The organism is Botrimarina colliarenosi, from assembly GCF_007859955.1.
In the GTDB taxonomy this organism is placed as follows: domain Bacteria; phylum Planctomycetota; class Planctomycetia; order Pirellulales; family Lacipirellulaceae; genus Botrimarina; species Botrimarina colliarenosi.
Genome location: NZ_SJPR01000001.1, coordinates 1,427,883 through 1,440,949, shown reverse-complemented (window position 1 = coordinate 1,440,949; position 13,067 = coordinate 1,427,883). Strand labels below are relative to the sequence as shown.

Sequence of the window (13,067 nt, the reverse complement as noted above, 5' to 3'; positions counted from 1 at the left end):
ACGACATAAGAACGATTCCAACTTGGACTAGTAGGGTGGGGCGCATCGCCGCCCACATCGCTCGTAGCGCGGTAAATCGCTCTTCTGCATCGGTGCTCATCCGCGCCATCTATGGTTCACTCCTTTTCCGAGTCCATCCCGAGCTGCCCCATCTTGCGGTAGAGGTTCGAGCGGTGCAGGCCGAGCGAGCGGGCGGCGGCGGCGACGTTACCTCGCGCGCGCTCGACCGCTTGGTTGATGTAGCGGCGTTGGAACTCGTAGGTCGCTTCGGTCAGCTCGCCCTCGATCGCCAGCTCGCCGCCCGCGCCGCGCGTCGGGCCGCGGTCGATGATCGATAGCTCGTCGGCGTCGATGGTCGCCTCGTCGGTCAGGTAGGCGACCCGTTCCATCAGGTTGCGCAGCTCGCGGATGTTGCCGGGCCAGTTGTGCGTCGTTAGTTTTCGCTTCGCCGCGGCGGAGAATTTCGGCGCCTTGCGGCCGCGCGTCTGGCAGAAGTTCTTGAGGAAGTGCTCGGCGAGCAGGATGACGTCGTCGCCGCGGTCGCGGAGCGGCGGCAGCTCGATCGTCACGACACAGAGCCGATAGAAGAGGTCTTCGCGGAACTTGCCTTCGCGGACCCGCTCGGAGAGGTCGCGGTTGGTGGCGGCGACGACGCGGACATCGACCTTCCGCTCCTCCGCGCCGCCGACGCGGACGACGGTCTTGTCTTCCAGCACCCGCAGCAGCTTCGCCTGACCGCCGGGGGACATGTCGCCGATCTCGTCGAGCAGCAGCGTGCCGCCGTCGGCGAGTTCGAACTTGCCGGCCCGCGATTCACGCGCGTCGGTGAAGGCGCCCCGCTCGTGGCCAAACAGCTCGCTCTCGAGCAGCGACTCGGCGATCGCCGCGCAGTTGACCGCCAGCAGCGGCGCATTGCGGCGGCGGCTCTGGAAGTGCAGCGACTGGGCGACAACCTCCTTGCCGGTGCCATTCTCGCCGAGCACCAGCACCGCTAGGTCGGCGTCGGCGACGCGCTGGATCGTCTTGCGTAAAGCGGCGATCGCCGGCGCCTCGCCGAGCATCCGCACGCCGCTGGCCGCTTGTTCGACGAGCGCGTCGCGCTCACGGACCAGCTCTTCGACCTGCTGCGCATTGGCGACCGCGACGGCCGCTAGCCGGGCGAACTCTAGTAGCCCCGACACGTCGTCGTCGGAGAACTCGCCCGTTCGCTTGTTGATGAGCTCGAAGGCGCCGAGGCGTTCGCCGCCCGGGGCGTCGAGCGGCACGCAGAGGAGCGAGTCGGTTCGGTAGCCGGTCGATTTGTCGGTCGCCCGATCGACCATCTCGGCGTCACGCAGCGAGGTGCGGAGCGGCTCGCCCGACTGGACGACGCGGCCAACCACGCCGGCGTCCTCGGGGAGCGTGAGTTGGTTGTCCGGCATGCCGAGCGCGGGGCGGCCCACCAGCTGCGCCGCCGAGCGCTTCCAGAGGAAGATCGTCGCCCGGTCGCAATCGAAGAGCCGTGTCGCCGCCTCGGCCATCCGCTCCAGCAGCGCGGCGGTGTCGCTCGACTCGCCCCACTCGAGCGACAGCGAGACGAGCTCCGCCAGCCGTTCGGTGCGGCCGGCGTCCTGCAAGGTCGCCAGCGCGGCGGTGCGGGCCGACTCGACCAGGGTCGCCAGGTCCTCCGCGGAGAACTTGACCGTCGGGGCGCGCAGCACCAGCACATCGCCCTGCCGGCCGCCATCGGGCGACGCGATCGGGATCGCGAACCAGCCCGCCAGCTCGGTGGGCCTTTCGGCGTCGAGCGCCTCCGCGGCCGCTTCGGGCAGCTCGACCAGGGTCGCCGGCGCGGCCGCCAGCCGCCGCCACTCGGGCGCTGCCGGCCGCCACAACGCCACGGCCGACGCCCCTAGCGCGTCACGCACCGCTGCGGCGACCCGGCCGTCGAACGGCTGGGCCCCTTCGCCGACAGCGGCAATCAAATCGACAGCGAGTTTTGCGAGCGGTTGCGTCGTCATCATGACCGCCGATCGTGACGCGCGTCGCGACGGAACGCAACCACACGCTGCGTCCTCCAGTCTGACCTGTAGCCCACCCCGAGTTGCAGAGAGCCGGGAGACGTCAGTCCCCGGAGGACGCCTGGTACCCGCTTCTCTCCTGGGACTGACGTCTCCCGGCTCGCTGCCGTCTTGCATCGGCCGCTCCCTCGGCCCGTTTCCGCAACGCGGCAACGCGGGTACCATCGCCCGCTTATCCAATCCACCACCAGCTATCCGGGAGCCGCCGCTATGTCTGGCCTCTTCGAGGGAAAAAAGGGCCTGATCACGGGCGTCTTCAACAAGCAATCGCTCGCCTGGGCGATCGCCGACCGCGTCATGGCCGAAGGGGGCGAGTGCGGCTTCACGCACATGCCGGACAAGCCCGATGACGCCCGTAAGAAGAACGAGGGCCGCGTCCGCAAGCTGATCGACGACCAGCCGAACGCCAAGTTCCTGGTCCCGATGGACGTCACCAACGACGAGCACATCGAGGCGGTTGTCGCCAGCTGCAAGGAGAACTTCGGCAAGCTCGACTTTCTGCTCCACTCGATCGCCTTCGCCCCGCCGGAGGACCTCAAGAAGGACACCGTCGACACCAGCCGCGAGGGTTTTAAGCTCGCCATGGCGATCAGCGTCCACAGCCTGATGGCGATCACTAGCGCGACCAAGGACTTGCTCAACCCGGGCGCCAGCATCCTGACGCTCACCTACTACGGCGGCGAGAAGGCGGTCCCCGGCTACAACGTGATGGGCGTCTGCAAGGCGGCCCTCGACGCGACCGTCAAGTACCTGGCGTTCGACCTGGGACCGCGCGACGTGCGCGTCAACGCCCTCTCGGCCGGCCCGATGCAGACGATCAGCGGCCGCGGCGCCGGCGTCGACGAGATGCTCGGCCTCTACGAGGCGATGGCCCCGTTAGGCCGCAACGTGACGCACGAAGAAGTCGGCAAGAGCGGCGTCTACCTGCTCAGCGACATGTCGAGCGGCGTCACCGCCGAGATCCTCCACCTCGACGCCGGCTACAACGCGATGGGCTCGCCGGGGCGGATGCTGGACAAGATCAAAGCGGCGAAGGGGTGATTCACCGCGGAGGACGCGGAGGGCAACTAACGAACCGCGACCGTCAGGGAGCGACCGGGCGGGTTTGCCGCTGGCTCCGTTCGAATGATTGTCGTGATCGTGAGGCATCAAGAGCGGATAGAATCGTGTTGAACTTCTGTGCTCGCCCCACGAGACTTGCACCAGATGCCTTCCGACGTTCTACCAAGCCTCGTCCGAGCCTCAATATGGTTGCTTTCGAGTTGTCGATGGTGGCTTGTTGGAATTACTTTCGCTGGAATTGCGATCGGGCCTTACTGTTTCAGTTACGTGCGAGACTCCCTTTGGCTTGCACAGATGGCGCAAGAAATCCTGAATCGATTCTATATTGGAGCATTCTGTCTTTGTCTCTTTAGCGTGGTTCGGTTCACTCTCCAAGGCTACCGATTACGCCTGATGGATCTTCTCGAGATCCTTATAAGCACTTGCGTACTCGCAGAAGTACTTCGCCGTTGGCTGTACATCGCGAACGGATCGTAACTCGCCCCAACGGGGCGACGAAGGAAAGCCCAGGGCAACGCCCTGGGTATGAAGGCAACTACCCAAACGCCAAGCCCTGAAAGGGCGACGGTACGTTCGATGTCCGTCGCCCTTTCAGGGCTTGCGGGCACGGCGGACGAACAGTACCCAGGGCGTTGCCCTGGGCTGTCGTCCTTCGCCCCTTTGGGGCAGTTGTTTCCGCTGGCTCGCTTGGTCGGCTCCCTGACGGTCGCGGCTCGGCCTCTTCTTTGCTCCGCGTCCTCTGCGTCTCCGCGGTGAGTCCTCCGGCGCGAATCGCTCTGTACGCCGCCCGCGGGGATCGCGATACTCCGCGCACGTATCGCTGCCTATTCCCGCCCACGGACGGACCGAGGAACTCGTCGTCATGACGCCCTGCTATCGCGCGCTGCTTATCGCTCTTGCTGTCACCGCTAGCCCCGCCGCCTTCGGCCAGGGGTCGGCGCCCACCGCCGAGCAGGCGCTGGGGCTCTCGCCCATCCAGAAGGGGGTTGAGTACGACACCCCGACCGGCGACGAAGCCAAGGCGTGCACCATCAAGGCCGAGCGCGACGGCAAGGGGACCTCGTGGATTGTCCGCGACGGCTCGGGCCGCATCCTCCGCCGCTTCGCCGACGCCAACTCCGACAACGTCGTCGACACCTGGTGCTACTACGCCGCCGGCCTCGAGGTCTACCGCGACATCGACGCCGACTTCGACAACCGGGCCGACCAGTATCGCTGGTTCCACACCGGTGGCTCGCGGTGGGGCCTCGACGAAAACGAAGACACCAAGATCGACTCCTGGAAGCGGATCTCGCCGCAGGAAGTCGCCGAAGAGGCGTTCCTCGCCGTTCAGAACAAGGACCTTGAGCGGTTCGAGCGGCTGCTGCTGACCACCGAAGAAGCGAAGTCGCTCGGCCTGGGTAAGACGCTCGCCGAGAATTTTGCGGACGGCCGGCAGCGGGCGGCGAGCGAGTTCAAACAGCTTGTCTCAACTCAGAAGGCGATCGACGCCAAGAGCCGCTTTGTGGACTTCGGCGCCCCGCGACCCGGCGTGATCCCGGCCGGCCTCGACGGTTCGACCAAGGACGTCGTGGTCTACGAGAACGCGTCGGCCCTGGCCGATGCGGGGGGCGCCCCCGAGCAGTTGCTGCTCGGCTCGATGGTGCAGGTCGGCGATGGCTGGCGTCTGGTCGAGGCGCCGCAGACCGGGGCGACTGGCCCCGAACTCGCCAACGTTTTTTCGGTGCCGACTCTCCAAAGCTCGTCGGCCGCTGGCGCCCCGAGCGACGAGGTGCAGTCTTGGATGACCGAACTCGACAAGCTCGACCGCCAAGCCGCTTCGCTCAAGCCGGCCGACCGCGAAAAGCTCACCGACCGCCGCGTCATGCTGCTCGAGAAGCTGGCCGAATCGGCGACCCGGCCCGACGAAGCGACCGCTTGGTACAAGCAACTGGCCGGCCTCTTGAGCGCCGCGATCCAGGCGGACGGCTACAAGCAAGGGGTCGCCAAGCTCGGCGCCCTGGCCCGCTCACCGGGCGTGCAGCGCGTCGGCAAGGACCTCGAGGCGCACTTCCGCTACCAGCAGATCGCCGCCGAGAACGGGTTGGCGTACCAGAATCCGAAAGCCGATTTCGCGAAGGTCCAGCAGAACTGGATCAGCGATCTCGAGAGCTTTGTGAAGACCTACCCGACAAGCCCCGACGCGGCCGACGCGCTGCTGCAGCTCGGCAGCATGGCGGGCGAGTTCGCGGGCGAGTCAGAGGTCGCCGAAAAATGGTACCGCCAAGCGGCCGCTGAGTTCCCCAACACGGTGGCTGGCAAGAAGGCGGCCGGCGCGGTTCGCCGCCTCGGCTCGGTCGGCAAGGTGCTGCCGCTGACGGGCCCGACCCTCTCGGGGCGCAAGCTCGACCTCGCCGCAGCGCCCTACAAGGGTCGCTTTGTGCTCGTGCATTACTGGACCACTTGGAGCGGTCCCGAGGGGGACTTCGCCCAGATCGACGCGCTGCGGCAGAAGTACCGCGGCAAGTTCGACGCGATCGGCGTCAACCTCGACAGCGATCCGGCAGCCGCTAAGGCGTTCCTCGGTAAGACGAAGTCGTCCTGGGAACACCTTTACGACGCCGATGGCCTCGACGGCGATCGGGCGACCTCGATCGGCGTCATCAACCTGCCGTTGATGCTGCTCGTCGACGACCGCGGCCGTGTCGTCAATCGCAACCTGACCGCCGGCGAGCTCGAGACCGAGCTGCAGCGCGTGGTTCGCTGAGCGAGTGATCGGTAGTCCGTCATCCGTCGTCAGTCAGGCAGTGGATTGAAGACTAACGCCTGATTTACGGACTCCTGACGCCTGCTTCACCAAGTCCAGCGGCGGCCGCGGCGACCGTTGACGGTCATGCCGGGGGTGCTCGAAGAGCGCTTCCGCGAACGGCGGCGGCTGGAGCGCTGCGACTTGCGGGTGCTGACGCCCTTCGAGTCGTCGGTGGCGCGGTCTTCGTAGTGGTCGTAGCGGAACGTGTGGTTGGCGTAGTTTTGCATGGCAAGATTCCTAACAAGCAGCAGGGCTGTCAGTAGCGGGTCCCTTGTGCGAACGGTGCGGCCGCAACGGTTTGCGACTCTGCTCCCCTAAAGAAGCAAGCGTCGTGCCAGCAAACAGCCCGCGGAGGCTACCCGGTAGCAACTGCTGCAATCGCCGCAGAAAAAGCGGGCGAATTCGGAATCGCAGGCGGCGGAACGAGCGTCCGTCGCCTTGGCCTGTCATCGAATCCGGGAACCGGCCCGAAGCGTCATCTGTGAAACGACTTACGGCGATAAAAACGCAGGGGGAGGGCATCGTGCCCCGCCGCAAGTCGCTCTAAGTCGTGACGTTGTCTTGCTTTAAGCGGTGGCACAAGAACAGGGAGGCGTTTCACCATTTTAGTGAAACGGCGCACGGCCCCGTCGTCGCACGATCCGGGTCTCCGGAGGCGACGTTCGAGCCAGCCATTCGTCCCGGGCGTCGCTGACGCGCCGGTCGATTTGGTAGGGTCTCCCCTGCCCCTCACGCTAAGGCGCGCCGACCGTTAATCCGCGGCTGGCGGCCCCATGAGCCTCGGGCACGGCGACGTGTCGTCACCGCTACGAGACCTGCGTTGCTGCAGGGAAACATTGAGTTGTACGGCGGCATCAAACGGCGGCGCCGCGCGGCAAAGCGCGAGGCGTCCGTGTGAGCGGCGGGTGGGTTCGTTGGGCTAGCTCATCCAAGTCCTGGGGCGTTTCAAAGGCAGGAAAGACCGAGGCGCCAAAAGCGGGCGCGCGGAGGCCTAGGCACTCCTTAGGCAATCGCCATGCCATCGCCTGAAGAGGCCCCGATCGGGGCGCCAGCAGGCCGCCGAAAGAACTCCTCCCCGGCAAAACCGAAAAAAGACTCCCCACCCACCGCCAAGGCTGCCGAAAGTACCAACCGGAGCGGTTGTACCGCCCGCAGGGGATGTTGGCGCCACGCCCACCGGGGGCGAGGGTCCGGGTCCACCGACCCACGATCAGTGACCGGCCGTCGGTTCGAAACCCGGCGCCGGGACTGTCACAACGAAACACGAAGGGGGGGAGTAAGATGCGTCAGTGGATCGTCGCGGCCGCGGGGGCGGCCCTGCTCTGGCCGGCGTCGGCTGGGGCTTCTACGCCCGAGCAGATGGCCAGCCAAGTCGCTCAATCGCTTCGCGAGAGCGGCCAGTTGCAGAATTACCGTGTCGGCGTCAAGTACGAGGACGGCGTCGCCTGGCTCTTGGGCTCGGTCACCAGCGCCGACCAATCCGCCACCGCCGAGCGACTCGCCCGCGAAGTGGAGGGCGTTTCGCACGTCGTGAACAAGCTCGAGATCGTCGAGGCTTCGGCCGCTGAGAAGGTCGAGACCAAGACCAACGACGCCCTACAGTTGGCGTCGCTCGACCAGCCCGAACTCGAGGCGCCGGCGCCGCTGCCGCCGAACCCCGCCGCGATGCCGGCCGCCCAGGCCCCGTCGCGTCAGGCTCCTTCGCGTGGCATGCCGCTAGCGATGCGGCAGATGGGGGGCGGTCAGCCCAACATGCAGCAGCGTCCGATGCAGCAGGGTCCCATGCAGCAGGGTCCCATGCAGGGTGGCCCGGTTCAGCCGGCCCAGTACGGCGCCGCCTACGCTGGCGGGATGCCCCAGGGCCAAAGCACGGCCGGCGCCCAGGGCGTCAGCTACGACCAGGCCAACATGCCGAACTACGCCTGGCCGAGCTACGCCGCGCACCCGAACTACGCCGCGGTGAGCTACCCGCAGCAGTACTCGGCCTCGGCTTGGCCGTACATCGGGCCGTTCCACCCCTACCCGCAGGTCCCGCTGGGATGGCGGAAGGTGACGCTCGAGTGGGACGACGGCTGGTGGTTCCTCGACTTCAGCCACCAAGAGTGCCACTGAGTGTGGTAGGCGGCTAATTAGAACGACGCACGCCCTCGGGAGAAGCTTCTCCCGAGGGCGTCGCGGTTTTTCTAAGCGAGCCGCAAGCGTCAGCGCCCGGAGTTGCTGTGGAGGGACGCAAACTGCTTCAGAGCAGTCGCCAGCACGCGGAATCAACGGCGTGTCCCCGCTACGACTCTGGACGCTGACGCTTCCGGCTCAGATTGTTGCTAGCAGAGGCCGCCGTGGGTCTGCCGGTTTTTTCGTAATAACCCGCAAGTTCCGCCCAGCTTCACACGATAAGAAGACTATCGAACTACAAAACGGCGGGTGGCGACGGATCGCGCCCCAGCCGCTCGCTTTCAGACGAGAGGGTCCTTTTCGATGGCACGGCAACGCATGATGCTCCGGCCGCAACTCGCCACAGCAGCAATGCTGGCGGCAGTCGTCACGACCACCAGCACCGGATGCTTCTGGGGCTTGGTCAGCCAGGGCCCGAGTTTGGGGATCGCTTCGATTCCCATTCCGATCTCTCCCTACCTCCAAAAAGAGGAAGAGGACAAGTACTGGGAAGCCGAACGGTACGACCGCGTGCCGATCCTCGGCCCGATCGACGACTCGGGCGGACCGCCCGTGGCGCTCGACCCGCCGAGCGACGACGAGGTGATCCGCGCCCTTGAGAAGGCCCGGCCCATCGAGGGCGGCATCCCGCTCTTGTGGGAACGCAACCGCAACGACGTGCGGATCGTCAAAGAGAAGATCGCCGACTACGTCGATCCGGTGCGGGTCTACCCGATGATCGGGCCCGCCCAACAGCACCACGCCCACTACAAGTGCACGGTTTACTACGAGGACGTCCGCCGCGTCGGGTGGCCGGTGCCTCACACGATCCGCGATCAGGACGCCCGCGAGGTGCTCTACATCGACCACAACCACCTGCACATGGTGGGCAACGTCGACAACGCAGAATGCCTACCGCCGCTCAACTGAGCGGAAGCGGAAAAGCGATTGCACACGCCGCCGACCGCGCCCGCTGGGTGCAGGTCGGCGGTGGCTTGCACGGGCTGGTGGGAGGCGGGAGCGAGTCGCACCTAGCGCCGAGCCAACCACCCCCGCCAGACTCAGGTCTCAAGCCTCAGGTCTTCCATGTCGGACTCCACACTCCTTGAAACGCTGCTGCTCGTCGGGCCGCTGCTCATCCCGATCACCATTGCGTCGGTCGTGATGGTGCTCTGCGTTATTGAGCGGTTGATGGCCCTGCGACGCAGCCGCGTCGTGCCGAAGCGTTTCGTCCACTGCGTTCTAACGCAGGTCGAAGAGGGCGCCGTCGACAAGTCGGGCGCGCTCGACCTTTGCGAAGAGAACGAGAGCGTCATCGCCCGCGTCTTCGAGGCGGGCCTGCGTCGCTGGGGCCGCCCCGCGGTCGAGGTCGAACAGGCGATTCTTGACGAAGGCGAGCGCGCCGCCGCCGACCTCCGCAAATACGTCCGCGTCATCAGCGGCGTCAGCCAGATCTGCCCGCTGCTCGGCCTGCTCGGAACCGTCTGGGGGATGCGCGAGGCGTTCGACGCCATCGCCGGCGCCTCGGCGATGGGCAAGCCCGAGCTGCTCGCCGGCGGCATCAGCGAGGCGCTCATGTCGACCGCGGCGGGCTTGGGCGTCGCGATCCCCGCCATGATCGCCTACCTCCACCTCACCGGCCGGATCGACTCACTCGTTGGGCAGATCGACCGCCACGGCCAGGAGCTCGTCAACTTGATCTCCGCCGAGGCGCTCGAAGAACGCGGCTCGGCAAAGTCGCGTCGCTCCCGCAAGGCGGCCTGACGCCTCCCTGACGGTCGCGGCTCGTCCGTCGCTATTCCGCATTTCGCATTCCGCAATCCAAATTCCGTTGCCCCTAAAACGCACCACTAGCGACGACCCGCTGCAGCTGAACCTGACGCCGATGATCGACGTCGTGTTCTTGCTGCTCATCTTCTTTATGACCGCCACGCAGTTCGCCCAGGTCGAGCGCGCCGTCGAGCTCGAGTTGCCCACGGTTGGATCGGACGGCACGTCAGTCGCCGCGGTCGAGGAAGAGCGTGTTGTCAGCGTTAGCGCCGAGGGGGTCGTGACGCTCGACGGCGTTCCCCGTTCAATCGACGAGCTGAAGGCGGACCTCCAAGCGGCCAAAGAAGCTTCCACGGCGATCGACGGCCCCGCCGTGCTGATCCACGGCGATTCGCGTTGCGACTTCCAGCACGTCGCCGCCGCGCTCACGGCGTGCCGCGCCGCGGGGATCGCCAACGTGGGCGTCTCGGTTGAGACGTCCGACACGATCCGGCGTTAACCCCGAGGGCGCGCCAGACGATGTCCCTCACCACGCTCCTCATCGCCCTGGCGCTGATCGCGGCGGGCGTCTGCGCGGCGATGGCGTTCACCGACTGGGGGCGCCGCCGGCCGTTGCATCGCTACGGCGCCCTGTCGATCGGCGCCCATCTGCTGCTCTTGGCGGCGATGGCGGGCATCCGTGTCGGCGGTCCACCGCGAGCCGGCGCCGAAGACGCCCCGCTGGTGAAGGTGCGGATCGTCATGCGGACGCCCGACACGCCGACTCCCGAAGCAGAGCCCGAGACCAAGCCAGCGCCGGCCGTCCCCGAAGAGGAGCAAGACGACGCGCCGGTTGAGACGCCCCCCGAGCCCGACGCCGTCGAGCCGCCCCCCTTGCTGGCGGAGGCGCCGCTCGTTGAACCGGTCCCCCTCCAAAAGCAACCCGATACGGAGCAGGCAGACGAGACGCCCGCTCCCACCAAGCAACCGATCACGCCGGCGCCAACGGCCGACTTTGAAGAGGCGTGGGCGACGCTGCCCCGCCCGGCCGAGCCGGAGCCAACTCCACCCGACGCCCCGACGGAGCCAGCCGCTGATCAGCAGTCGGCGGCCCCGCTTGCGCCGATCGAACCGGTGCAGCGGAGCACGCCGCCGGAGGTGACTCCGGTCCCCCGTGCATCGACGCCGGCTCCTACCAGCGTCGCGCCGAGCGCCTATGCGCAACGTGGCGAGCTCACGCAGCGCCGGCTCTCGGCCGATCAAGGCGGCACGCAAGAATCGCTCGACGCGGTCGCCGCGGCGGTCGACTGGCTCGCCCGCGCGCAGCGGCCCGACGGCGGGTGGGACGCCGAGCGCTGGGGCGCCGGCCGCGAGACGTACACGCTCGACCAAGACCGCAAGGGCGCGGGCCAAGGCGCCGAGACCGGGCTCACGGCGCTCGCGCTGTTGGCGATGGGGGGCGCCGGCCACACGCACCTCGCCGGTCCCTACCGCGACGTCGTCACGCGCGGCCTGCAGTTCTTGCTCGACCAACAAAAGCCCAACGGCGAACTCGCTGGCGACGCGACCCTCTACGCCCGCACCTACTGCCACTCGATGGCGACCTTCGCACTTGCCGAAGCGATGGCGGTCACTGACGACGAGCGGCTGCGTCCTGCGGTCGAGGCGGCGGCCGCCTACCTTGTCCGCTCGCAGAGCCACACCGACGGCGGCTGGCGTTATCAACCCGGCGATCGCGGCGACATGAGCCAGATGGGCTGGATCGTGATGGCGCTCCGTTCGGCCGAGATCGCCGGCGTCGCGATCCCCGCCCCGACCTGGACCGGCTGCGAACGCTTTGTCGCCTCGGTGCAGCGCGGGCCGGCGGGCGGGTTGGGGTGCTACCAACCACGCGGCGCTACCTCGAGCACCATGACCGCCGAGGCGATGTACTGCCGCCAGATCCTCGGCGTGACGCGGCATGGCGCCGCCGCCGAAGACGAGGCCGCCGCCTACCTGCTCACCGACCTGCCCGGCGCCCCGTCGGGCCGTTCGAGCCCCGGCGGTAAAGCGAATCTCTACTACTGGTACTACGGGACGCTCGCCCTGCACCATCACCGCTCGACCAGCAACGGCGCCGAGCAGGCCTGGCGACGCTGGAACGACGCCATGCAGCGGACCGTCCTCCCCAAGCAAGCGGCCCAGGGACCGACCGCCGGCAGCTGGGGCCCCGACACCGTTTGGGGGGGCTACGGCGGCCGGGTCTATTCGACCGCCTTGGCGACGATGTGCCTGGAGGTCTACTACCGTTACGATCCCGAAAAGATCGGCCGCGACCCGTGGATCGCCGCCCGCCCAGGGGTTTTGCGGCGGTGAAGGCCCGGGGGAGCCGGAAGCGTCAGCGCCCGGGGTGAACGGGGTACCCCCATCCCTCCGGGCGCTGACGCTTGCGGCTCGCCGGGTTGCGGCGACCCAGTTGCGGCAACCCATTTGACGCCCACTACCCTCGGCGTAGACTAGAAGGGACGCGCTAACTCTCACGCGCCCAACGACTTACCCCCACGCATCGGCCGTCGCCGGTGGCGCCGCCATGTTAACGCCCGGGCCCCTTCAACTCATCATTGTCTTGGTGATCGCGCTGCTCCTGTTCGGGACGCGGCTGCCGTCGATCGCTCGCGCCTTTGGCCAGAGCATCACCGAGTTCAAGAAGGGTGTGAAGGAAGTCGAGGACCACAGCGACGACCCCGCCAAGTAAGCGACCCCGCCGAGTAATCGCGGCGTTCTCTCATTTGCCTCCCGACGAGCTCCCTTGAATCCTCACGAGCTCACCTCTCGGCTAGCTTGATATGTTTGGCCTCAGCCCGATTCAGCTTTTAATCTGTGGAGTCGTCGCCGTACTGCTATTCGGCAGTCGGCTGCCAACCGTCGCGCGATCGATCGGCAAGAGCTTGTCGGAGTTCCGCCGCGGGATGAACGACCTGCAGCACGAGTTCCGCACCGCGATGAACGAGGCGGACCATGCCGCCCGCACGCCCGTCGCCGGCGCTCAAGGCCGCCTCAGCGGACCCGCGGCCGTGTCGCACGATGACAGCGCGAGCGACACCGCCTACGACACCCGCGAGCCGGCGCCAGAAGAAGCGCCCGCAGCGGCGCCCGACGAAGCGGCGATCGCCGACATTGACCGCCGCGAAGGGGCTCCGGCCCAATCCGCCGGCTAGCCCACCAATTCGCCGGCTAGCCCAGTAGCCCGGCGCCACATCTGGCGTCCCCGCACCCGA

11 protein-coding genes are annotated in these 13,067 nt (G+C 67.3%); 9 read left to right on the top strand and 2 right to left on the bottom strand.

Annotated elements, in window-relative coordinates:
* Positions 1 to 116: 116 nt before the first annotated feature.
* Complete coding sequence (locus Pla108_RS05645) at positions 117 to 2,003, bottom strand: sigma-54-dependent Fis family transcriptional regulator (protein WP_197526272.1); 1,887 nt, start codon at positions 2,001 to 2,003, stop codon at positions 117 to 119.
* Positions 2,004 to 2,270: 267 nt separating this feature from the next.
* Here Pla108_RS05645 and Pla108_RS05640 point away from each other — a divergent pair, with 267 nt between their 5' ends.
* Positions 2,271 to 3,101: an enoyl-ACP reductase FabI gene (locus Pla108_RS05640; RefSeq protein ID WP_146443855.1), complete on the top strand. Its 831-nt coding sequence runs from the start codon at positions 2,271 to 2,273 to the stop codon at positions 3,099 to 3,101.
* 883 nt (positions 3,102 to 3,984) lie between these two features.
* Positions 3,985 to 5,868, top strand: a complete 1,884-nt coding sequence (locus Pla108_RS05635) for a redoxin family protein (protein ID WP_146443853.1) — start codon at positions 3,985 to 3,987, stop codon at positions 5,866 to 5,868.
* An 86-nt stretch (positions 5,869 to 5,954) separates the two neighbouring features.
* Here Pla108_RS05635 and Pla108_RS05630 read toward each other — a convergent pair whose 3' ends face one another.
* A complete protein-coding gene (locus Pla108_RS05630; protein ID WP_146443851.1) occupies positions 5,955 to 6,137 on the bottom strand; it encodes a hypothetical protein in 183 nt (60 codons plus the stop codon).
* A gap of 1,054 nt (positions 6,138 to 7,191) precedes the next feature.
* On the opposite strand from Pla108_RS05630, the gene Pla108_RS05625 reads away from it, so the two are divergent.
* From Pla108_RS05625 to Pla108_RS05595, 7 genes are all read left to right on the top strand, one after another.
* Complete coding sequence (locus tag Pla108_RS05625; RefSeq protein ID WP_197526271.1) at positions 7,192 to 8,022, top strand: BON domain-containing protein; 831 nt, start codon at positions 7,192 to 7,194, stop codon at positions 8,020 to 8,022.
* A gap of 363 nt (positions 8,023 to 8,385) precedes the next feature.
* Positions 8,386 to 8,991 (top strand): hypothetical protein, encoded by a 606-nt coding sequence (locus Pla108_RS05620; protein ID WP_146443847.1) that lies wholly within the window; start codon positions 8,386 to 8,388, stop codon positions 8,989 to 8,991.
* A 156-nt stretch (positions 8,992 to 9,147) separates the two neighbouring features.
* Entirely contained in the window at positions 9,148 to 9,825 is a 678-nt protein-coding gene (locus Pla108_RS05615) for a MotA/TolQ/ExbB proton channel family protein (RefSeq protein WP_146443845.1), read from the top strand.
* A 67-nt stretch (positions 9,826 to 9,892) separates the two neighbouring features.
* Positions 9,893 to 10,330, top strand: a complete 438-nt coding sequence (locus Pla108_RS05610; RefSeq protein ID WP_146443843.1) for an ExbD/TolR family protein — start codon at positions 9,893 to 9,895, stop codon at positions 10,328 to 10,330.
* Between the two features lie 20 nt (positions 10,331 to 10,350).
* Positions 10,351 to 12,165, top strand: coding sequence for a squalene--hopene cyclase (locus Pla108_RS05605; RefSeq protein ID WP_146443841.1), 1,815 nt, complete (start codon positions 10,351 to 10,353; stop codon positions 12,163 to 12,165).
* Positions 12,166 to 12,379: 214 nt separating this feature from the next.
* Complete coding sequence (locus Pla108_RS05600) at positions 12,380 to 12,544, top strand: Sec-independent protein translocase subunit TatA/TatB (protein WP_146443838.1); 165 nt, start codon at positions 12,380 to 12,382, stop codon at positions 12,542 to 12,544.
* Between the two features lie 91 nt (positions 12,545 to 12,635).
* A complete protein-coding gene (locus Pla108_RS05595) occupies positions 12,636 to 13,007 on the top strand; it encodes a Sec-independent protein translocase subunit TatA/TatB (RefSeq protein ID WP_146443835.1) in 372 nt (123 codons plus the stop codon).
* Positions 13,008 to 13,067: the final 60 nt, after the last annotated feature.